Annotated in this window: 22 protein-coding genes; 5 read left to right on the top strand and 17 right to left on the bottom strand. The window is 70.6% G+C overall.

Going from position 1 to position 21,242, the window contains the following annotated elements; all coding sequences use genetic code 11:
* Positions 1–238: 238 nt before the first annotated feature.
* The 4 genes from JQS43_RS24640 to JQS43_RS24655 all read right to left on the bottom strand — a co-directional run bounded on the left by JQS43_RS24640 (position 239) and on the right by JQS43_RS24655 (position 4,960).
* Positions 239–1,483 carry a coiled-coil domain-containing protein gene (locus tag JQS43_RS24640; protein ID WP_239676744.1) on the bottom strand — a complete coding sequence of 415 codons (1,245 nt, stop codon included), beginning with the start codon at positions 1,481–1,483 and terminating at the stop codon, positions 239–241.
* A gap of 214 nt (positions 1,484–1,697) precedes the next feature.
* A complete protein-coding gene (locus JQS43_RS24645) occupies positions 1,698–2,951 on the bottom strand; it encodes an IS4 family transposase (RefSeq protein WP_239675868.1) in 1,254 nt (417 codons plus the stop codon).
* 72 nt (positions 2,952–3,023) lie between these two features.
* The gene (locus JQS43_RS24650; RefSeq protein WP_239676745.1) at positions 3,024–4,412 is read right to left on the bottom strand and encodes an AAA family ATPase; all 1,389 of its coding nucleotides are present in this window, start codon (positions 4,410–4,412) and stop codon (positions 3,024–3,026) included.
* Positions 4,413–4,663: 251 nt separating this feature from the next.
* On the bottom strand, positions 4,664–4,960 hold the full coding sequence (locus JQS43_RS24655; RefSeq protein WP_239676746.1) for an endonuclease domain-containing protein: 297 nt from the start codon (positions 4,958–4,960) through the stop codon (positions 4,664–4,666).
* Positions 4,961–5,165: 205 nt separating this feature from the next.
* On the opposite strand from JQS43_RS24655, the gene JQS43_RS24660 reads away from it, so the two are divergent.
* From JQS43_RS24660 to JQS43_RS24670, 3 genes are all read left to right on the top strand, one after another.
* Positions 5,166–5,297: an IS110 family transposase gene (locus JQS43_RS24660; protein WP_239676747.1), complete on the top strand. Its 132-nt coding sequence runs from the start codon at positions 5,166–5,168 to the stop codon at positions 5,295–5,297.
* Between the two features lie 179 nt (positions 5,298–5,476).
* Positions 5,477–5,716, top strand: coding sequence for a hypothetical protein (locus JQS43_RS24665; protein WP_239676748.1), 240 nt, complete (start codon positions 5,477–5,479; stop codon positions 5,714–5,716).
* A 213-nt stretch (positions 5,717–5,929) separates the two neighbouring features.
* On the top strand, positions 5,930–6,226 hold the full coding sequence (locus tag JQS43_RS24670; protein WP_239676749.1) for a M48 metallopeptidase family protein: 297 nt from the start codon (positions 5,930–5,932) through the stop codon (positions 6,224–6,226).
* A gap of 158 nt (positions 6,227–6,384) precedes the next feature.
* Here JQS43_RS24670 and JQS43_RS24675 read toward each other — a convergent pair whose 3' ends face one another.
* From JQS43_RS24675 to JQS43_RS24685, 3 genes are read right to left on the bottom strand one after another with little or no spacing between them, the layout of a single operon-like run.
* On the bottom strand, positions 6,385–6,636 hold the full coding sequence (locus JQS43_RS24675; protein ID WP_239676750.1) for a hypothetical protein: 252 nt from the start codon (positions 6,634–6,636) through the stop codon (positions 6,385–6,387).
* Positions 6,633–7,280: a hypothetical protein gene (locus JQS43_RS24680; protein ID WP_239676751.1), complete on the bottom strand. Its 648-nt coding sequence runs from the start codon at positions 7,278–7,280 to the stop codon at positions 6,633–6,635. Before JQS43_RS24680 ends, JQS43_RS24675 begins: the two co-directional genes overlap by 4 nt.
* 46 nt (positions 7,281–7,326) lie before the next feature.
* Complete coding sequence (locus JQS43_RS24685) at positions 7,327–7,926, bottom strand: DUF998 domain-containing protein (RefSeq protein WP_239676752.1); 600 nt, start codon at positions 7,924–7,926, stop codon at positions 7,327–7,329.
* A 161-nt stretch (positions 7,927–8,087) separates the two neighbouring features.
* Here JQS43_RS24685 and JQS43_RS24690 point away from each other — a divergent pair, with 161 nt between their 5' ends.
* On the top strand, positions 8,088–9,548 hold the full coding sequence (locus JQS43_RS24690) for a hypothetical protein (RefSeq protein WP_239676753.1): 1,461 nt from the start codon (positions 8,088–8,090) through the stop codon (positions 9,546–9,548).
* Positions 9,549–9,613: 65 nt separating this feature from the next.
* Positions 9,614–10,228: a TetR/AcrR family transcriptional regulator gene (locus tag JQS43_RS24695; protein ID WP_239676754.1), complete on the top strand. Its 615-nt coding sequence runs from the start codon at positions 9,614–9,616 to the stop codon at positions 10,226–10,228.
* Here JQS43_RS24695 and JQS43_RS24700 read toward each other — a convergent pair.
* The 10 genes from JQS43_RS24700 to JQS43_RS24745 form a co-directional block, all read right to left on the bottom strand.
* On the bottom strand, positions 10,194–11,918 hold the full coding sequence (locus JQS43_RS24700; RefSeq protein ID WP_239676755.1) for an ABC transporter ATP-binding protein: 1,725 nt from the start codon (positions 11,916–11,918) through the stop codon (positions 10,194–10,196). The two genes, JQS43_RS24695 and JQS43_RS24700, sit on opposite strands and share 35 nt — an antisense overlap.
* Complete coding sequence (locus tag JQS43_RS24705; protein WP_239676756.1) at positions 11,885–12,727, bottom strand: ABC transporter permease subunit; 843 nt, start codon at positions 12,725–12,727, stop codon at positions 11,885–11,887. Before JQS43_RS24705 ends, JQS43_RS24700 begins: the two co-directional genes overlap by 34 nt.
* Positions 12,724–13,671, bottom strand: coding sequence for an ABC transporter permease (locus JQS43_RS24710; RefSeq protein ID WP_239676757.1), 948 nt, complete (start codon positions 13,669–13,671; stop codon positions 12,724–12,726). Before JQS43_RS24710 ends, JQS43_RS24705 begins: the two co-directional genes overlap by 4 nt.
* Before the next feature lie 7 nt (positions 13,672–13,678).
* Complete coding sequence (locus JQS43_RS24715; protein ID WP_239676758.1) at positions 13,679–15,244, bottom strand: ABC transporter substrate-binding protein; 1,566 nt, start codon at positions 15,242–15,244, stop codon at positions 13,679–13,681.
* 74 nt (positions 15,245–15,318) lie between these two features.
* On the bottom strand, positions 15,319–16,134 hold the full coding sequence (locus JQS43_RS24720) for a class I SAM-dependent methyltransferase (RefSeq protein WP_239676759.1): 816 nt from the start codon (positions 16,132–16,134) through the stop codon (positions 15,319–15,321).
* Entirely contained in the window at positions 16,118–17,092 is a 975-nt protein-coding gene (locus JQS43_RS24725) for a GNAT family N-acetyltransferase (protein ID WP_239676760.1), read from the bottom strand. Before JQS43_RS24725 ends, JQS43_RS24720 begins: the two co-directional genes overlap by 17 nt.
* Entirely contained in the window at positions 17,089–17,718 is a 630-nt protein-coding gene (locus JQS43_RS24730) for a GNAT family N-acetyltransferase (RefSeq protein WP_239676761.1), read from the bottom strand. Before JQS43_RS24730 ends, JQS43_RS24725 begins: the two co-directional genes overlap by 4 nt.
* A gap of 10 nt (positions 17,719–17,728) precedes the next feature.
* Complete coding sequence (locus tag JQS43_RS24735; protein ID WP_239676762.1) at positions 17,729–19,030, bottom strand: MFS transporter; 1,302 nt, start codon at positions 19,028–19,030, stop codon at positions 17,729–17,731.
* Positions 19,027–20,124: an enolase C-terminal domain-like protein gene (locus JQS43_RS24740; protein WP_239676763.1), complete on the bottom strand. Its 1,098-nt coding sequence runs from the start codon at positions 20,122–20,124 to the stop codon at positions 19,027–19,029. Before JQS43_RS24740 ends, JQS43_RS24735 begins: the two co-directional genes overlap by 4 nt.
* The gene (locus tag JQS43_RS24745; RefSeq protein WP_275580976.1) at positions 20,124–21,221 is read right to left on the bottom strand and encodes a PLP-dependent cysteine synthase family protein; all 1,098 of its coding nucleotides are present in this window, start codon (positions 21,219–21,221) and stop codon (positions 20,124–20,126) included. The genes JQS43_RS24740 and JQS43_RS24745 overlap by 1 nt, the downstream gene beginning before the upstream one ends.
* Between the last annotated feature and the right edge of the window lie 21 nt (positions 21,222–21,242).

Consider the following 21,242-nt stretch of genomic DNA (forward strand, 5'->3'; position numbering starts at 1 on the left):
CGCCCAACGCGTCAACGCCACCACTCTGGCCGCCGACGCCGAACAACGCGGCTGGATCAGCGAAGCCGAACGGCACCACGAACTCATCGCCCGCGAATGCGTGGGCTGCCCTCGGCCTCGCCTCGCACTTGCCCTCTGCCTGTGGGTCTGCTGTCGGTCGTGCGGCAGGCCTACGAGCTGGTTGGGGTTCGGCACGGCCCAAGCGTCGATGGCGGCTCAGCGGGGAGTCCGCCGCACGCTAGTTCATGGACGAACCGAGCTTGATGGTACGGCGCTTGAAGGGTACCGGGCCGCCTTCCAGATGGTAGAGGGCCAAGACGTTGAGGTCGTGGCGTTCGAGAGAGCCGGTGGCCTCGACGACGCCGTTCTTCGCGTCAGAGGTCATGGTGATGATCATTTCGGCGTCAGCGGAGACGACGAGGCCGGGGCTTCGAGTAGCAAAGAGGTACTGCCTGCTACCTCGTAGGTCGCGCAGCTTCGCGACGAGGTATTCCTCGATCCACGGTGCGTGGAGCGCGTCTTCGGGCTGGTCGATGATCAGAGGGGCATCGCCGTCGGCGAGGGCGATGATCAGGATGGCCGTGCACTTCTGGCCGTGGGCCAGCCGCTCGATCGGCACATAGTCGTCGTTGCTGTGCTTGCGGAACTCGACCGCTAGCCCGTCGTGCAGGTCGAGCGTCTGCAGCTGCAGGAAGTCCTCGATGGTGCCTTTCTCGATCACGTGCTCGAACAGGGTCTCGATGTGCTTGCGCTCGACGTCGGTGGCGGCGCACACGCCGTCGATGTCCCCCGCCAGGAACGAACGGACCAGCTTGACGGGGGTCGACTTGTTGCAGATCTGTTGGAGGATCGGGGCGCGCAGCCGGGAGCCTTTGGCGATAGCCGACAGGTTTGACAGATAGGCCGAGTCGTCGTTCTCGGGGAGCATCTTGATCCGGACGATGCCGCCCATCAGCTTGTTGAGCGCCTTGATCCGGTTATCGCGCTGCTGTCGTCGTGTCTTACGCGTCTCCAGGAGCTCTGCTATCAACTCCTCCCGGTACGTTGTGGTTGCGGCCCGGTTCGGCAGCAACTCGTGGTTCATTTGGGTTAGCTGCGCGTGGAGCTGCACCTTCTCCGTCTGTAGTTCCACCAGGCGGGTCCGTAAGGCGGCGAGCCCCTTGTTGTCGACGTCAATCCGGCTGACTGCCTCGGCGAGCTGATTGTCGAACTGCTGGTACCGCTCGAGCCACTCCTGCCGGATGGCAGCCAGTTCCTTGTTGACCGCCAGCAGCACCTGGGACAGCTGTGTGTTGGCCGCGTTGATCGCCTCGCACAACTGGGCATAGGCTGCCTGCGCTCGTGCGTAGAGGCCCTGGTTGTCGACAACAGCGGCTGGGTCCCCGAACTTGTCCCCGCTTTCAGTCGGGGCGGTAAGCTTCAGTTCGGGGTGACCGACCAGCTGGTCGAACAGGGCTTTCTCCGTGCTCCAGTTGGCCTGCATCTTGACGCAATGCCGTTAAGGTAGGGCGTCTGGGCAGGCCAGGATGGGTGTGGGTGGTCCGGCATGTCGGATGATCTTGTCGGTGGGTCGCTTGACGCGGTAGGAGTTGTGGCGGGCGCGTTTCACCGCGCGGGGGCAGGTACGTTGACGCCGTCGTGGGTTGAGATGCCGCAGGATTTCCTGTGTGGACTCGGCGATCGCTTCGGTGAGGTGTTCAGGGGGAAATAGCCGCCTGGTCGGTGACCTGGCGGCGGACCACACGAAGGCCACGTATGAACGATGTCCGGTCGGGGTCGTAGCCAGCCTCGTCGGCGGCGTCGACCAGTAGGGCGCGGATGCCGTAGTGTGCCAGCAGCAGGCCCCACAGCTCCTGCTCGACCAACTCGGGGGTCTTCGACCGCAACACTTGGCCACGGCCCCGCAGGTCGGTCTTGACCTCGTCGATAGCCGATTCCTCTTCCCAGCGCTGGTGGTAGGCGCCGGCCAGCTCGCCAGCGTCGACCTGCCGCGGATCCAGCATGGTGGTGACCACGGCGATCAGCTCACCGCCGGGGTTACGGTCGGGCACGGTGTACTCGACCACCCGCACCAGGCGGGCCAGTTCGGCAGGCACCTCGGCGCCGGTTTTGGCCGCCGCGGCCAGCCGGGCACGCCGGTCGGCGTCCAGCCCGGGCCGGTAGATCAGGGCCAGGTAGGAGCCGTCGGCCAGCCACCGCAGGTGCCCGATCGACACCGACGCGCCGATGCGCCAGAGCAGGTCAGCACCCGTATCGGCGAAGCTGTTGAACAACTCCCAGGAGTACAAGCCGGCATCGGCGGTGACCAGCATGTCCGGCTCGATCTTGTCGACCAGTTCGGCGGCCAGGGTTCGTTCCCCGGCGCGGGCCGCGCCGGGCACCGCGGCCACGATCGCCCGGGTGCCGCACTCGGCCAGGGCCATCACCTGCAGTTTCGGGAACGCCGAAGCCTTCGGACCCGACCCGATCCGCCCGAAATGTTCCACGTTGGCGTCGCTGTCGGGCACGTCGAAGCTGGTGCCGTCGATAGCCATCAGCCGGCGCCTTGCCAGCCACGCCCCCTTCGTACCAGTGGTGGCGATCGGCACCGCTGCCCGGTCGAACAGTTCCTTGACCGGTGCCGCACCCAGCCGTTTACGGGCCTGGCAGATCGCCGAGGCGGTGGGCACCTGCCAGTCATCGACCCACGAACCGAGCTTACGAAGGTTCCCCACCAGCCGCCGCATCACTTCCTCATAGGACTCGTTTGAGTACAGGCCCAAGGCGATCGCGTAGCGGATCATCACATGAGCAGGAAGCAGCCGGCGGCGTTTCTCCCGTACACCGGTGTCGTTGATGACTTCCTCGATCAGGTCCCGGCCGAACCTCGCCGACAGCACACCCAGCCCGATGTGGTCGGTCAGCCGGTCACCCGAAACCTGCTCATCTTCCTGCCCCTGCGGCACCGCCATGACCGGGAACGGTAACCCACCCGCCGGCGCAACGCTCACCCCACCGCGCTGACCTCGAAAAACGCCCCTACCTTAACGGCATTGCATCTTGACGACCTCATCGTCGAACAAGCCGGACAGCTCCTCCAGCCGCTTCTCGACCTCCGGCAGGGCCTGCAATCTGTGCCGGGCTTGCGCGATCGTCGACTCGAGCTCGGCGATGAGACGGCCGTTGTCGTTGAGCCGGGCTACCGTGTCCGTTTCGCGGATCTCGAACTCGGTCAGGTCGAGTGCGGGGTCGATGAGCGCCATCCGGCCGACCTCCGTTCGCGCGTACTCGATCACCTCGCCCTGGGAGAATCCGGTGATCGGGATCCGGCCGGACGGGCCGGTCAACTGCTCGGTGTCGCCGATGAACTCGGGCTGTGTGGACCCGTCCTCGAAGTACGCGCGGCGCACGAGGCACCGCGCGTGACCGCGGGTGAGCACGATCTCGACGGTCGAGCCCGAGGTCAGGGCGTATCTGAGCCGGGACTCTACCTCTCTGCGGACCTGTGGGAAGTCGTCGGGATCGCTCTGCTGGTCGAGCGCAAACCGGACCAGCTCGATGAGTAGCGACTTGCCTGTGCCGGTGCCGCCGAGCAGGCAGGTGAGGTCGCCTGAGAACTCGAACTGCTGAGCGTCGAGGAACCCGCCGGTCACTGTCACCGACTCGATCACCGTGTGCTCTGGCGCCGCGGGCTCCACCAGGCGCACTCGCAGCGGCGGATCGGCCAGCGCGTGCCGCAGCCCGCGCAGATCCGGCCTCGATGCCTTGATCCAGGTCCGGCGGTGCCCGATGCCGTGGAGGGCGTGGGCACTCGCGCCGGGCGCGGTGGTGTCGGAGCTGCGGACGACCGCCAGGTCGCGTTTGCCATGGAGCCGAGTTCTGATCTTCTCGGCCTCGGTGATGTCGACGACCTCGACGGCCGCGATGGTAGGGTCCAGCAGGGTCCGGTTTACGTGGTCAGCGACGGGAAGCTTGAGCAGACCCTTCTCCCGGTCGGCGTGTGCCGCTATCGTCAGACCGCCCCTGGCGGAAATGATCTTCGCGGTATCGGCGAAGCCGGTGCGCAGGGCCTTGTGGAGGTCGCCGTGGTCGGCGCGGAGGATCCCAAGTTCGACGAGTACGTCCTCGATGAACTGTGCCGGTGTGCCTTCTTCCCAGATGGCGAGGAGGTGGCCTTCGGCTGTGCTGAGTTCCACGCCGGGTAGCACCACGAGAGGGGTGTCCCGGGCAGCCTCCGCCATCGCGTCGCACCAGTCGGCGGTGTTGTGGTCTGTGACGGCGATCGCGTGCAGTCCCGCGGCGAGCGCCGCTTCGACGATCTGTCGGGCGTCGCTGGCGCCGTAGGTACGGAAATCGACATCATTCGACGCTGGGGTATGAATGTGAAGGTCGACAGCCCAGAATCGCGCGGGCGCGTGCTTCGCATCTGCCATCGATACCGCCCCACCGCTCTCAGTTGGTGCTGTTGTTGACGTCACAGCACTCGCTCCGTGTTCTTTCGCCTTTCGCTCGAGTCGACACTGTAACGATTACTGACCGAAGAGGAGACGCGACCTTCGACCACACGTGTGAATAGGGCCGACAGGGTGACTCCTTCCAGACCATCGGGCTCCACTATCCGCCGTTCCGCCGAGCGAGGCCGACGAACATCCTCCGCGGCCACCGATTGGCGCAAGAGCGTCGTCTATGTTCGACGAAGTTGTTGGATGATCGCTGTTGCGCAGCCCTCGGCGTCGCGGACGATCTCGCCACCCCAGAACGACAGCACAGTCCATCCGGCGTCGGCTAGTTGGTCGCGCTTGGCTTTGTCGGATGCCTGCCGTTCGGGGTAGTGGTGGTGTTGCCACCCGTCACAGAAGACCGCGACCTTGTGCTCGGGCCAGGCGAAGTCGGCGATCGTGACGGGGCGGGTGGTGCCGTCCGTCCCGACTAATGAGAGTTGCTGGGTCGGTCGTGAGGCAGATTCGGTACCGGTGGCCACCGGCGGGTGAGCACTTTGTCCTGGCTGGGCCTTGGAGCCCTTCAGCCCAAGACCGTTCCCCCGTCGGGGTCCGGGAGGGTTGATCGCTGCTGGGATGTTGTGCCCGCCGCCTGACGTGAGCACTGTTCATTAGTCTGCCGATGGTTCTCCCCTGGCTGCTGCAGAACGGGTATCTGGACATGGGTGTGCCGGAGGGAGAGCACGGATGCGGCTGTGCGTGGGTGATGACTGGGCAAAGGACCATCACGACATCGAGGTGATCAACGAGGTCGGCAAGGTGCTGGTCAGAAGCGGCTACCTGAAGGGGTCGCGCGAATCGGGCAACCGCACGAGCTGATCGGCCGCTTTGGCGGCGACAAGTCGTCCGGCGGTCCCATGGCATAGCTAGATCTCGATGTTAAGCACAGACGTCGCACAGCGCTGGCGGTGAGTGCTCGAATCGCACACATCCTTGAGCTACGGACTAGCTGCCCGGCCGACCATGAACTGACATGTGGCCGCGGCTAGGGTGTGACGGTGGTGGTCATCCTGGTGGAGAAGTTCGGCTCGGACGGCTTCCTGGAACGTTCTTGGGATCTGCCACCAGATGTCGTTGGGCCACTGCGTGCGCACGTCAACGTGACACCTGAAGGCTGGATCGTGGACGTGTGGCCGGTGACGACGGACGTCGCTGCAGTCCTGCAGCCATGGATCGACGAGCCCATCGATGTCAGATCCGGTGCCTTGTTCGTCAGTTCCGCTCAGGTGGAGGCGTAGGACGGCCGGCGCAAGCTCCACCAGGCTCGGGAGGCAGCGGCGCGATCACTGCCCACGCATCGCCGGTCACCTCGCCACGACCCCACCGCACATCGCCAAACGACCGACGGCTACAAGATCGGCAGCACACCCAATCCGGCCGCGTGCGCTTTGGGCGGCCTTGCGGTTGGCGCGGAAGACCCGATTAGTGCGCACTTCTCGCCGTCTTCGTGGGTGAATCCGGAGGTCAGCGAGCCGAAACCCGTCAAGATCAGCGATCTTGAGCCAAGACAGGTCGTCCTCGTCCACGAACTGGCCCACCTCAACCACCCCGGCACACCCCCGACGTTCTGGGCCACCGTCGAACGAGCCCTACCCGACTACGAACGCCGCAAGAACGACCTCCTCATCGCAGGCGCCCGCCTCTGGCTCGGCTGGGCCACGCGACAGACCAACACCAGGCCTGATCAACAGCGCCCCCGTTTACCCCCCGAAAACCCCGTCCGCGGATCGACGAACGGCGACAAGTAGTGATCATCAGCTGGCCGCATTCCTGCAGCTCAGGGGCGAGTTCTGACAACCGATGACAAGTCCGGGCGAGCGCCGGTTCGGGAGAAGAGGCCGTGGGTTCAAATCCCGCCACCCCGACCAGCTCATGGGCCACTTTCCATCGATGAAGGTGGCCCTTTTTAGCGGTTGCGTTCGCGGCTTGTCTCAGTGACTGCCTCGCGGAGCGGCTTGTCCTCGGCCACGCGTTGCACCACCACGGGCCACTCCCACCCGACCTCGGCCCCTTGCTGGCGCCGCAGCCACCCGAACATCGACCGTGGATCGTCGCCGACCGCGGGCGGCGGGATCGGCGGGATCTCACCCGCGACGGCATAGACGAGGGCCAGGTAGAAATTGACGGCTCCGGTGGTGCCGCCGTCTCCCCAGTTCACGCCCTCTGCGTGGGAGGCGACGCCGCCGGCAACGGCACCAGTCGCCCGTTGTCACCCGCCACGAACGCTCGGCCGGAGCAGGCCCGCACCGCCGTTGGCTGCCCGATGCCGGCCACCGGTCGCTGCACCGGCCACAACAGCCGCAGCTGATCGTCGATGCGTACTACGAGGTTCCCGGCGGCGCCGCGAAACACCGCCTGCAATCGCTGGGGCGCCTGGTGTAGTTCCGCCACCGCGGTTGCCGGCGCCGTTGACGCGTCCGGCATCAGGGTGTGGATCAGGTCCAGCATGGGGACCTCCGCCAGTTCGACCTGGTCAAGCGTTTCGGCGTAGGCGATCACCAGCGGCGACGCGGCATCCAAGCTCACGCTGGTGTGATGACCCGGCTCGACTTGGGGGGTCGACGTGAGCTCTCCCGGTCCGGTCGGCTGCCCCGCCGAGTCGCCCGCTGGCCGCGGAGCAGCGCCGGAGCGGCGGACGATCCGGTCCGCCAGCACCTCGACGGCCGGGATCATCGCGAGCAGTAGCAATGCTGCGGCACCCCACCACAGGGACAGCAGGCCCGCCGTAGCCATCACGGCGAAGTTGCCGACCCCGTGGCCGACGTGCCGGCGGATCTCACCCGCCGCACCCGGCAGCTGCACAGCCGCGGCGGACCCGTTGCCGGAGCATCCTCCGGCGGTCGACGACTCAGCCCGAGGCGAGGGAGCCGAACAGCAGCGTCAGCCAGGCCCAGCCGAGGACGATAGCGCCCCGCTGCACCAGCCCGGCCCGGGGTGAGTCCTTCTCCCACGCAGTGCCGAATCCGACCACCAGCCCCACCAACGCGATCCCGACCACCAGCGATAGCCAGCGCAGGACACCGTCCAGCGCCCAGGCGCCGACGAACGCCAGCAGCGGCATCGCTCCGAACACCGCCGCGCCCGCGCCGTCGTGTAGCTGGTGTCGGCGGCTGAAGCTGGTCGGGGTCTTATTGGGCGTGCCCGGCGGGTAGCCGCGCATCGGATCCATCGGGAACACCCCGGAGGCGATCAGGGCCAGGCCGAAGCCCCCGATGGGCAGCGCGAGCAGGATGCTGTCGGCGGCCGGGGGCACCGCTACAGCCGCGAGCGTGACCAGGCTGCCGCAGAGGATGAAGTTCGTGGTCTGCACCCATCCGCGCCGCCCGAGGGCGAGCGCGCTGACCGGATGCCGGGCCGGGTGGTAACCGGACCTGGTCGCGCCGTCGATCGTGAAGGTCAGGACGAAGATCGCCGTGCCGGCGGCTCCGGCCCACAGCAGTGCGGTCATGAACACCTCTCCGGTCCCCGGCAGCGTACCGCTGGGCGGTGCGGTATCGACGTCGTGAGCCACGTCACTAGCTACAGCAATGTAGCTACGTTGTCGTAGCTACAACTTTGTAGCTACGCTCTACCAGCCGAACCCGGAACATCTCAGGAGGACCGGTAGCTATGACCAGGCCAGTGATCCCGGTACAGACCGACTGGAGCGACGTGATCCGCTCCTCCCGCACCACGCTGACCACCCACATGTGGAATGCGCCGCCATTGCAGCCCGGCGCGCCCACTCGCGGCCCCGCCTTCCAGGCGCTCCGCGAGCTGAAGGCGAACTGCGCCAGGTTCCTGACCTTCTGGACCCATCCGCAGCTCGCGGTCCCAGCCCTCACGCCGCCGACCGAGACCAGCACGTCCTGGGACTTCAGCCGCATCGACCCGTTCGTGGCCGACTTCATGGCCGCCGCCGAAGGGCGGCCGGTCGTCGCCCACCATGCCACTATTCCGCACTGGATGTTCGACGTCCCGGACAGCTTCGAACTCGACCCGGACCCGGGCGCCACCGTTTGGGACTACGAAGTAGGCAAACAGCCGCGGGACCCGTCGCTGCGCGAGATCGCCGACTACTTCGAGCGCTTCGCCCGCTGGTACATCTCCGGCGGGTTCACCGACGAGCGCGGCGTCCACCACGCCTCCGACCACCGCTACCGGTTCGCGCACTGGGAGGTGCTGATTGAGCCGGACATCGGCCACCAGCTCTCCCCGGAGGTCTACACCCGACTGTACGACCTGGTGGTAGAACGGTTGCGGCCGCTCGACCCGGAGATGCGCTTCGTCGGGCTGTCGCTGAGCCCGGTCACCCAGGACGCGGATTACTTCTGGCACTTTCTGAACCCGGCCAACCACCAGCCGGGGATCCCGATCGACGCGTTCTCGCACCACTTCTACGCCTCCCCAGCACTGATCAACCCGCTGGGGAGCGAAGGCAACGCGCCGTTCCACACCTGGCCGACGACGTTCTTCGCGCAGGCCGACGGGTTCCTCGACAAGGTGGCGCTGGTCGACTCCATCCGCCGGCACCTGAGCCCGAACACCGAGCACCACATCAACGAGATCGGCAGCTTCGCCCCCGACGTGTTGGCGGCAGAGCCGCAGATCCCGCAAGAATACTGGGCGCTGGGCGGCGCGCTGATCGGATATCTCTGGTCGCGGCTGACCACAATGGGCATCGAACTGGTCGGCGTCGCGGAGTTTCTCGGCTACCCGGGCGTGATCCCGGGCACCACGCTGGTCGACTGGGACACCGGCGAGCCTAACGCCCGTTACCAGGTGCTCCGGTTGCTGCTGGACCACTTCGGCCCGGGCGATCAGGTGGTGACCACCTCGGCCGGCAGCGAACTCGCTCCCGAGCCGCCGGTCCATGCCCAGGGCTTCCTCACCAACAGTGGCGAGCGGCGGCTGCTGCTCGTCAACCGTTCCGCCGAACCGGCCGAGGTCGACCTGGCGACGGTCGGCACGCCGGTCACGGTGAGCTCGGTGAGCGTCGACACCGCGGCCGGCCCGCCGGTGACCGCACAGGTCCACGAGCCTGCCCTGGTGCTGGCTCCGTTCGCTACCGCGGTCGTGACCTTCACCTGAGAACATGGTGGCGGGCGCCCGGCGGGGGCGCCCGCCACCAGCCTGCCGAGCGGAGGGAAGCGCGGATGGGGGGACGCGGTCGTCGCACCGAGTCGGAGATGCTCGCCGATATTCACACCGCCGCCCTCCAGGAGGTGTTGGCGGTAGGTGTCGCCGGACTCACCATGGCCGGCATCGCCGAACGCTCCGGGACCGCGCGGACCTCGCTCTACCGCCGTTGGAGCAGCGCTACCGACGTACTGCTCGACGCGTTGGAGAGCGACTTTCCGCGGGAGGAGGTGTCGCCCCGCGCCGACGATCTCCGCGGCGATCTGCTCGCCGCCCTGGAGCAGCTGGTCGGGTGGACAGCTACCCCCACCGCACAGGCCGTCGCCGCCATCATGATGGAGCGTCGCCGGCACCCGGAGCTGGTCGATGCGCTCTTCGAGCGGGTCTTCGACCCGCACGGTGTCCGGTTCACCCGGACCGTACTGCTCCATTATGGCCAAGCCGGCGTGATCGACCCGGCGCTGATCACCGATGTGGTCACCGAGATCGGCGAGGCGCTCGTCTCGGCGTACTACGCGAACACCGGTGACCCGCCTAACCGCGACTATCTGGAGCGCATCGTCGATCAGGCGATTCTGCCCGCGGTCGGCTACCCCGTCACCGTCGGGCGGCGTCGCGCAGTTCGCGGGTGATCCGGTGCCGCGGCTGGGTCAGCACCTGTTCGGCGGTGCCGAGCTCGACCAGGGCACCGTCGGCGATGACCGCCACCCGGTCGGCGAGTTGCTCGACCAGCGCCAGGTCGTGGCTGATCACCACCAGCGCCAGGTCGTTCCGGGCGGCCAGGCTTGCCAGCAGCGCACTCACCGACGCCTGGGTGAACGTGTCGAGGGCGGCGGTGACCTCGTCGCAGATCAGCACGTCCGGCTCGGCCAGCAGCGCCCGCGCCAGCGCGGCGCGCTGGAGTTCGCCGCCGGAGAGTTGGTCCGGCCGGCGCCGGGCGGTGACCTCATCGACGCCCAGGGTCGCCAGCAGCGCGGTGGCTTCGGCCCGGGCGTTGCCGCGGCCCAGCCGCCGCAGCCGTACGGCGGTACGGGCGACCTGGTCGAGCACCGGCCGGTCGGCCACGAACGACGCCCGCGGGTCCTGGAAAACGTACTGCACCCGGCGCCGCTGCGCGCTGCTGCGCTGCGCCAACCGGGGCGGCAGCGGCTCGCCGGCCACGGTGACGGTGCCGGTCTCCGGCGGGTGCAGGCCGGCGAGGCACCGGGCGAGGGTGGTCTTGCCGCCGCCGGATGGCCCGACCACCGCCAGGCACCCGCCGGCCGGCACCGTCAGGTCGATGCGACCGACCGCGTTGCGCCGCCGGACCCGACCCGGCGCCCGGTGGCTGGCGGTCAGGCCGGTGACCACCAAGCCGGCACCGGACACCTCAGTCTCCGGGTCGGGCGCCGGGTCCGGACTGGCGGCCGGGACCTCAGCCGGGACCTCGGCCGAGGGCGTCGCCGTGCGCGCCGGCGCTGCGGTCAGGGCCGGGACTCGCTGCGCCACAGTGACGGCTGAGCGCAATCGGGGCTGCGCCGCCAGCAACTCGCGGGTGTAGGGGTGGCGCGGGCGGTCGAACACCTGCGCCACCGGGCCGGCCTCGCAGCACCCGCCGTGGCGTAGCACCAACACCCGGTCGGCGAACTCCCGCACCGCCGGCAGGTCGTGGGTGAGCAGCACCACCGCCAGCCCACGGTGCCGCAGCTGTGCCAGCTCGTCGAGGACCCGACCGCGGTGCAGGGTGTCCAAGCCGGTGGTGGGTTCGTCGAGCACCAGCAGCCGCGGCTGGCCCAGCAGCGCCCCGGCCAGCACCGCCCGCTGTTGCTGCCCGCCGGAGAGCTGGTGGGGAAAGCGACGGCGCAGCGTGTCGGGCTCGGGCAGCGCCGCGGCCAGGGTGGCATCGGCGACCCGGGCGGCGGCGTTGGCGCGCCGCTCACGCCGCGGTACGTCGGCCGGCTGGCTGACCCGGGCGAGTTCGGCGAGCAGGCCGGTGACCCGGCGGGCCGGGTTGAGCGCGGCGCCGGGCTGTTGCGGCACGTACCCCACCGGCGGCCGGTCGGCAGCGGGCCGGTGGCGGGGATCCCGGCCGGCGACAATGATCGTCCCGTGTAGCCGGATTCCCGGTCGGGCTTCGCCGAGCAGCGCCAGCCCGGTGGTGGTCTTGCCGCTGCCGGACTCGCCCACCAGCGCCAGCACCTCGCCGTCGGCGACGGTGAACGACAGGTCTCGCACCAGCGCCGTCGGCCCCGTCCCGCCGGCGACGGCGACCGCGTCCGCTCCGAAGTGCTTCACCTGTACCAGGTCGGTCACCGTCGCCTCCGGGTAAGCGTGTCCGCGCACAGGTTCACCCCGACGGTGAACAGCACGATCAGCACGGCCGGCAGCAGCACCGCCCAGGGCTGCAGCAGCAACCCGGCCCGGTTGCGGTCGACCGCCACCGCCCAGTCGGCGGCGGTCGGCGGTAGTCCGACGCCGAGGAAGTTCGCGGCCCCGACCAGGTAGACGGCGGCGGTGATCCGGGCTCCGAGGTCGGCGAGCAGCGGTCGCCGCGCCACCCGCACCAGGTGCCCGATGGTGACCACAACCCACCGTTCGCCCTGCAGGTGCATCGCCTCGGCGGCCGGCGACCGCAGCGCGTCCAACCCGACCGCGCGGACGATCCGGGCGATCGCCGGGGCATTGACCAGCGCCACCACCAGCACCACCATGCCGGCGCCACGGTCGGTCAGGGTCGCCACTAGCAGCAGGATCAGCAGCGAGGGCACGGCGAGCAGGATGTCCAGCGGCCGGCTGAGCAGGTCGTCGAGCCACCGCCGCCGGGTCGCGGCGGCGGCTGCCCCGAGCGCGATGCCGAGCGTGTACGCGGCGACCGTGGCGACCGCGGCGAGCACCAGCATGGACCGTCCACCGGCGAGCGTCATCGCGAGCACGTCGCGGCCAAGCTGGTCGGTGCCGAACGGGTGCCCGTCGGCGCTGCTGTACGGGGCGGCGCGGGGCTGGTCGACCAGCGGCACCAGCGCTGGGCCGACCACGGCCAGCAGCAGCGGGCCGAGGGCGAGTACCACGCCGACGGCCAACGTCGCCCGGCCACTGCCGGCCGGGCCGCGCCCGCGTCCGTGGTCCCGCTCGGTTTCGGGTGTCGCGGTCACGTGACCACCGCCGAACGCGGCGCCAGCCGGTGGCAGACCAGGTCAGCCAGCAGGTTGACCGCTACTGTCACGACCGCGAACAGCACCGCCAGCGCCTGCACCACCGGGATGTCCCGGGTCGATACCGCGGTCACCAGCACCGATGAGACTCCCGGCACCGCGAACACCGCCTCCACCACGATGATCCCCCCGATCAGCCAGTCGGCGGTGCGCGCCAACTGCTGCACCGCCGGTGGCAGGGCGTTCGGCAGCGCGTGCCGCAGCAGCAGCCGCCCGCCGGTCACCCCGTGCCGGCGGGCGTAGGCGACATACTCGGCGTCGAGCGCGTCGACCATGCCGGCGCGCACCAGCCGGGTGAGCGCGCAGAGCGACCGGCACAGCAGCACCGCCACCGGCAGCGCCAGCAACGAAGGTTCGGCGAGCAGGCTGCTGCCGGTGGCGCCGACCGCAGTCGCCGGCAGCACCCCCAGCTGCAATGCAAACACCGCCACCAGCAGCACCGCCAGCGCGAACTCTGGCACCGCGTTCAGCGCCACGGTAGTGGTGGAGACCGCGCGGTCGTACCACCCGTCGGCGCGTACCGCCGCGGTGACCCCGAGCGTCAGCGCCAACGGCAGCAGCACCGCCAGGGTCACCACGGCCAGCACCACGGTGGGGCCGAGCGCCGGCGCGAGCAGCTCGGTCACCGGCTGGCCGGTGCGTAGTGAGCTACCGAGGTCGCCGGTGGCCAGGCCGGTCAGCCAGGACAGGTACCGCTGCGACGCCGGTTCGTCCAACCCGAGCTGCTCGCGGATCAGCGCGATCCGGGCCGGGTCCGGGTCGTCACCGGCGGCGACCACCGCGGCGTCGCCCGGCAGCGCCTCGGCGAGCCAGAACACCGCGGTCGCCACCACGAGGATCTGCACCAGCCCGATGCCGCCGCGGCGCAGCAGGTAGCGGCGCACCGCCGGGTCAGTCGCGCCAGACGCGGTCGAAGCGCGCCCACTCCAGTGTGTTCGGTGGGGCGCCCTGCACCCCGTGCACGCCGTCGGCGGTGCCGACCAGCCAGTCGGCGAAGCCCCACACCAGCAGCCCGCAGCTCTCGTGCAGCTGCTGCTGCATCTCGCCGAGCATCTCGCCGCGGGCGTCGTCGTCGACCGTCCGCTGCATCTCGGCGTACCGGTCGTCGAACTGCTCATCCTGCCAGCGAGTGATGTTCTGCGATGCGTCGGAGAGCAGGCGGTTGCCGATGTGGGTGGCGATCGGCATCACGCCGGAGCGGTAGCTGGAGATCGCTCCGTCGGCGAACGAGTCGGCCCAGAAGGTGTCCGCATCGCCCACCTCCACCCGTACGTCCACACCGGCCTGTGCGGCCTGCTCGGCGAAGAGGGCCGCGGCGTCGACCAGCCCGCCCCCGGCCTCGGCGGTGTGCAGGGTCACCGACAAGCCATCCGCGCCGGCCCGGTCGAGCAGGTCGCGCGCCTGGTCGAGGTCGCGCTCCCGCTGCGGGAGGTGGTCGGCGTAGAACCGTAGCCCTTTGCCGAACAGGTCGTTGCCGACCTCGCCCATGCCGGCGAGCGCCGTGTCGACGAGTTCGGTGCGGTCGGCCAGCAGCCGGAACGCCGCCCGGACGTGCGGGTCGTCGAACGGGGGCCGGTCGAGCTTCATGGCGAACGCGTGCATCAGCGAACCCGGCGCGGCGAGGATCTCCACCCGCGACTCGTCGGCGTAGGTGCGGGCACTGGTGACGCTCAGGTCATGTGCGTAGCCGACCTGCCCGCCGACTAGGGCGTTGATCCGGGCGGTCTCTTCGTTGACCGGCACGAACTCCACGGTGTCCAGATGGGGGGCGCCTTCCCAGTAGTCGTCGAACCGCTCCACCACCAGCGAACCGCCGGGGGTGAACGAGCCGAACCGGAACGGGCCGCTGCCCACCGGCGCGGTGAAGTCCTCGCTGCCGGCAGGCACGATCCAGGCGCCGAACGCCGCCAGCGCGGTGGCGAACTCGGCCACCGGCCGGTCGAGCACCAGCTCGACGGTACGGGCGTCGACCGCCCGGCTGGCGTCGAGGTCCAGCGGGGCCAACTGGGCGGCGGCCCGCCGGCCGCTGTCCGGCTCCAGGATCCGGGCGAAGCTGTAGAGCACGTCGTCGGCGGTGACCGGGGAGCCGTCGTGGAAGGTCGCCTCCCGCAGCGTCGCCCGCCACACCCGGGCTTCGTCGTCGGGTTCCAGGGTTTCGGCCAGCCGCAGCACCGGGGTCATGTCACCGGCGAGATCGACCAGCTTGTCGAAGAGCGCCTTGCCGCGGGCACCGTCGACGAAGAGCGACGCCGCGTGCGGGTCGAGGGTCTCCTGGGAGCCGCCGGTCTGGAACGCCACCGCCAGGTCGCCGCCGCGGCGGGGTTGGTCGCCGCTGGCGGCTGAGTCGGCAGCGCCGCGACCACACGCGCCGAGCAGGGTGGCGGCGCCGGCGAGCCCGGCGCCGGCCAGGCCGGCCCGGGCAAGCACCGCGCGTCGGGTCAATCGAGGTAAAGGCATGAGGTTACTCCGTTCATGGGGTCATTGTGGAGCGCACGGGGGTGCCTGGACGGGGTGGTTCGAGGTTGGGGCGGTCACGCGGCACGCGGGCGCTGCGCCACCAGGTGCAGCCGATCGCCCCGCAGGGTGGTGCCCAACGGCGCGTCGTCGCGCCAGCCGGGCCGGGTACGCGGTCCGGGGGTGTCGAACAACGCCAGCACGGTCAGCCCGGCGGCGGCCACCAGCGCCCGCAGCTCCTGGGGGAAGAGCAGCCGCCACGCCGACTCCTGCCCGATCGGGTCCTGGCCGTCCCAGCTCCAGCGGCGGCGGCGGCGCAGTAGCTGGGCGGCGTGGTCGATCCATAGTTCGGTGTGGGCATGGTAGGTGACCCCGCGCCACTGCACGGACCGTTCGGTCGGTGAGGCGGGTGGGCCGCTGCCGAGGAAGTAGGCCCCGTTGCGCTGTTCGGCCAGCAGCAGCCCACCGGGCGCCAGGTGGTTCCGGCAGGCGGCGAGCGCGGCGGCCAACTCCTCGTTGTGGTGGCAGTAGAGCAGCGCGCTGTCCAGGCAAGTGATCAGGTCGAACGGTTGCTCCAGGGCGAACGACTCCAGCCGTCCAGGCAAAAAGGTCACCCGCGGGTGGTGGCGCCGGGCGTAGTCGAGCATCTCTTCGGATGCGTCCAGGCCCACCACCTGATGCCCCTGCTCGGCGAGGTAGCCGGCGTCGCGGCCGGTGCCACAGCCGAGGTCGAGCACCCGCGCCGGGGTGGGTGCCCCGAACCGGCGCATCACGCCGGCCACGAACCGACCGGCGTGGTGCTCCGGGTCTGGAAACACCGCCTCGTAGAGCGCTGGGTTGTCGGTGAGCAGGTTGTCGCTCACCACCAGCGGAGCGTCAGCCGCTGTGCCCACCGTAGCTCCTGGTGGCGACAGTGGGCCGTTGCGTAACGCAGCACATCCGACTCATAATAATGCTTACGACAACCGTTTTCAAACCCTGGTCCGATAATGACGCTCCCGACCAAACTCGCCGAACCCCGCCCGGCGCAGCACCCCCGGCGGTGGTGTCCACTCTGGCCCGGGTAAGCGCCAGCGTCGCGCCGGCTGCGCTCCCCCGCCGGAGCAGCGCAGCCAATAGCACCCGAAACAGTCCCCGACCCCGGTAGGCCGGCAGCACCGCAGCGCCCCACAGCCGCGCCACCGCATCCACCACCGTCACCCCCGCGGTAGCCACGGCCAGCCCCGGCACATCGTCGCCCGGGCCGGCTCCCGCCCGCTGGTCGCCGTCGACGAGCATCAGATACCGGCACGGCCCGGACCCCACCACCCCGGGAGTCCGCTCCTGCTCCAGTTGCGCACGCAGCGCCGCCGCCGCCTCGCGCCGGTACGCCCCGGACCGAGGCGGGGTGCCGAAAACCTCGGCGTCGAGGTGGTACGCCTGGTCCAGCAGCTGTTCAGTGTCGACCCGCCGCAGCCGCAGCCCTGCCGGCGGGTCGCCCGAGCTCAGCGCGGGGAGCGGCAGCGGGCAGGCCGACAACTCCAACTCCTCGACACAGACCGCCCCGGCCTCGACCAGTACCGGCGGCACCGGCACCGCCGCGGCAGCGACCCCTGCCGCCGGCCGCTCCGGCTCGGCGACCACCCAGGTCACCGCCTGCGCGCCGGCCTCGGCCGCCCGCCGGTGCACCGCGTCCACCAGTACCGCGTCCGGTGCCCCCGCGAGGTGGATCCGAGCCTCCTGCCCCCGGACGATCAGCTCCTGGCCCGCAACCGCCACCCGTTGGGCGTCGTAGGGGACCCACCGCCACGCCGCGGCGGCCCGCTGCACCGCCGCGGCGAAATCGTTGGCGCCTTGGTCGGCTGCGGTCATGCCGGCCCGCATCGGCCCGGCAGCGGAATCTCAAAGTGGATGGTCTGAGGACGGTCGGCCACCCCGTCGCGGGCGTCCCACACCGGCGTGGCCACCGAGCGCCAGAACGCCTCCGCACCCGGCACCCGGGCATCGGTGTGCAGGTAAAGCCGCTGGTACCGCGGCTGCGCGGTGACCACCTCCACCGCCCGGCGCACCAGCGCCCGCGCCAGTCCGCGGCGCCGGTGCTCCGCGTGCACGTAGACCCGGAACAGCTGGGCGGTGGACCCGTCTGGATACCGCTCCACCAGCCACTGCGGGTGCGGGGGGTGCCGGGGACCGTGCGCGCGGACCGCGGCGGTGGCCACCACCTGCTCATCGCCGCCCGGGTACGGGACGGTGGCCGCGACCAGCAACGCGTGACCGGGGGTGGCGAGGTAGGTGCCGGCCAGGTCGATCACGTCGTGGTGCCAGTCGGCCACATAGCCGTGGCCGAACTCGCGGTAGAAGGTGTCGAGCATTACCTTCCGGGCACCGTGGAGGTCAGCCGGGGTGGCCAGCCGCACCACATAGTCACCCACTCGCCGCTCCGCCGGCAACGCAGCCGCCACCGGCCGCCCGTTCGGCACCGTCATTACCTCGTTCATCGTTGATTCCTCACCTTCGATCATTGTTGGTACTCGTCGTCTGCGCGGCCCCGGCCGCCGCGGCTTCCGGGCTGTCGGCGGGGGTGAGCTGACCGGCTCGTTCCAGCAACCACACCGCCGCGGCGGCGGTCAGCCCCAGCCCGGCGCACAGCCACCACGCCGGCGCGGCGATCGCTGTCGTGGCCGCAGCCCCCACCTGGCTACTCGCTCCGGCGGTCGCGGCTTCGGCCCGACCGGCGACCCACCCGATCACCGCCGTTCCGGCCGCCGCCACCACCCCGCTGACCATGTAGAAGAAACCGAAGTAGGTGCCGGCCAACCCGTGCCGGCCGCCGAACGCGCCGATCCGTTCGAGCATCACCGGCATCACCGGCAGCAGACCGGCCGCGAGCAGCAGCGCCGCGGCCAGTACCGGCAGGTATCCGTCGGCCAGCGCGGGTAGGGCAAACCCGGCCGCCATCACCGCTAGCCCGGTCGCCATCGCCACGCCGGGCCGCCATCGGCGGCACCACTGCGCCACCCGCACCTGCCCCACCACCGTCACCACCGTCGCGGTGACGAACAGCAACGCCACCGCCCAGGCCGCCCCGGTCGCCCGTTCCGCCCGCACCGGCAGGATCAGGTACAGCTGGCTCTGCAGGGTGTAGGTCGCCGACAACGCCAATGTGAACAGCACGAAACGCCGGTCAGTGAGGCACCGCCGCCAGTCGCTCCGCAGCGTGCCGCCGGTGCGGGTGGCCGGCCGCGGCGGCAACGCCGCCAGCTGGGCCAGCGTCAGGCCCGCGAACACCACCGCAGCGGCCGCCGCCACCAGCCGGAAGTCCACCAGCAGCAGGACGCTGCCGACGGCCGGACCGGCCAGCGACCCGACGTTGCCGCACACCTGGAACAGCGCGAACCCCTCGGTGCGCCGGTCCCCGGCGGCGTCCGCGAGATAGGCGCGCGCCGCCGGGTTGAACAGCCCACCGGCCACCCCGGACAGCACCGCAGCCATGAGCAGCCAGGGCACCGAACCGGCGACCACGAACAAGCCGAACCCGACGGTCCGCAACGCACATCCGGCGATGATCACCGACCGGGCACCGAGCCGGTCCGAGGCGGACCCGCCCACCATGAACAGCCCTTGCTGGCTGAGGTTCCGCACCGCCAGCACCACCGCAACGGTCGCCAACGACATGCCCACGTCATCGGTGAGGTAGGTCGCCAGGTACGGCAGCACTAGATAGAACCCGAAGTTGATGCCGGCCTGGTTGAGCACGAGCAGCCGCACCGGCCATGGGAAGCTACGCCACAGCCGCCAGGTCGCGATCACGGCCGGTGCCCCGGCTGCGCCGGCGCCGCCGCCTCGGCCGCACCGTGCCCCGCCACCGGGCGTACCCCGAGGCCGGGGGCACCGGATAGCCGCAACCAGCCGTCGCCGCCGCCGATCCCGGTCCACGGATCGGCGGCCAGCAACAGGTGTCCGTCCAGATCGACCCATCGGGCGAGACCGGTCAGGTGCACCGCCGGGGCGATCCCGAGCGAGCTGGCGACCTGGCATCCCAGCATCACCGCTAGCCCGACCCGATGGGCCGCGTCGGCCAACTGGCGGGCGGCGGTGACCCCGCCGCACTCAGCGAGCTTGATGTTCACCCCGGCGACCGCCCCGGCCAGCCGGGGCACGTCCGCCGCGGACCGGGCGTCCTCGTCGGCGATCACCGGCGCCGGGCAGCGGGCCGCCACCCACGCCAACGCCGCCGCGTCACCGGCCGGCACCGGCTGCTCCACCGCCTCGTACCGGTAGTTGGCGAGCTGCTCAAGGAGCCGCACCGCCTGCTCCGGCGACCAGGCAGCGTTCGGGTCGAGCAGCAGCCGGGCCGTGGGGGCGGCTGCCCGTACCGCCGCTAGCCGTGCCTGGTCGAGCGCCGGATCGTCGGCGCCGAGCTTCACCTTCAGGTCGGTGAACCCCTGCGCCACCAGCTCTCGGGTGGTCGCCTCGGCGGCGGCCGCGCTACCGAGGCCGATCGTGCGGCAGGTCCGCACCGGTGACCAGCGCGGCTGGCCGATCAGCCGGTGCAGCGGCACGCCCCGCCGACGGCCCACCAGGTCGTGCCCGGCCGCATCCACCGCCGCCAGCACGCCTGCGGACAGCCGCTGCTGTTCGGCGAGGGCGGTCAGGTCAGCGAGGAGCGGCTCGGGTGCGTCGTAGTCGGCCAGCCGCGGCGCCAGCGTCGCCAGCTCGGCGGTGATCCGTTCTTGGGACAGCTGTAGATAGCGGCTGGTGACCACCTCGCCGTAGCCAGCTTCGCTGCCGTCGGGTTCGGCTCGGAGCGCCACCTGCACGGCGTCGCGGGTGGCCATGGCACCGCGGGCGATCCGCAGCGGTTCCCGCAGCGGCAGCGCAATCGTGCGCCAGCAAAGCCGCATCAATCCGCCACCTGCTGACGGGACCGTGGATCGACCACCCGCCGGCACCGGGCCCAGCTGGTGACCTCCACCGCCCACGGGTCGGCGATCTGCACCGGATGCCAGGAGGTTTCGCGCAGTAGCCCACGGCTGCGGCAGAACTCGTCGTCGAAGATGGACTCCAGGTAGCGATGCGGCCCATCCGGGAAGATCGCCACCACCCGGGCGGCCGGCTCCACCCGTGCCACCCAGGCGGCGACCCGGGCGACCGCACCGGTGCTCCAGCCGCCGGTGACGAAGCTGCGCCGGGCCAGCAGCCGGCAGGTCTCCACCGCCTCCGCCGGGCCCACCCAGTGCACCTCGGCGAACTCGTCGTACGCGACGTTGCGCGGGTGGATGCTGCTGCCGAGCCCGCGGGCGAGCCGATGCCGGGCCGGCTGGCCAAACACAGTGGAGCCGACGGTGTCTACTCCGATCATTCGCATCCCTGGCCACCATCGCCGCAGCCGGCGCACCACTCCGGCGCTGTGCCCGCCGGTGCCGACGCTGCACACCAGTACGTCGGCCGGCTCTAGTTGGTCGGCCAACTCGACCGCCAGACTGGCGTACCCATCTGGATTGTCCGGGTTGTGATACTGGTCGGGCCAGAACGCCCCGGGCGACTGCGCCAGCACCTGCTGCAGCCGGTCCCGGCGGGCTTGCTGCCACCCACCGCGGGGATGCGGCCGCTCCACCACCTCCAGCTGGGCCCCGTGGGCGCGCAGCAGCGTACGCATCGCCGGCTCCAACTCCGCGTCGACCACCAGGATCACGGGATGCCCCAGCGCCTGGCCGGCGAAGGCCAGGCCCAGTCCGAGCGTGCCACTGGTCGACTCCACCACCGGCGCGTGCGCCGCGAGCTCGCCGCTGCGGCGGGCGGCGGTCAGCATCGCCACCGCCGCCCGGGCCTTCATCCCACCCGCCGACAGGCACTCCAGCTTGGCCCAGAAACCGGCGTGTGGCAGCGGCAGCGGCGCCTCCACCCGCAGCACCGGGGTCTGTCCCAGCAGCGGCAACAACGCCGGGTTCGCGGCGGTCGCGGCCGCTGGCGGTGCCGGGTTGGCGACCAGTGAACTCACGACGCCTCCCCAAGATCGGCC

Origin of the sequence: Natronosporangium hydrolyticum (genome assembly GCF_016925615.1) — a bacterium.
GTDB classification, from domain to species: domain Bacteria; phylum Actinomycetota; class Actinomycetes; order Mycobacteriales; family Micromonosporaceae; genus Natronosporangium; species Natronosporangium hydrolyticum.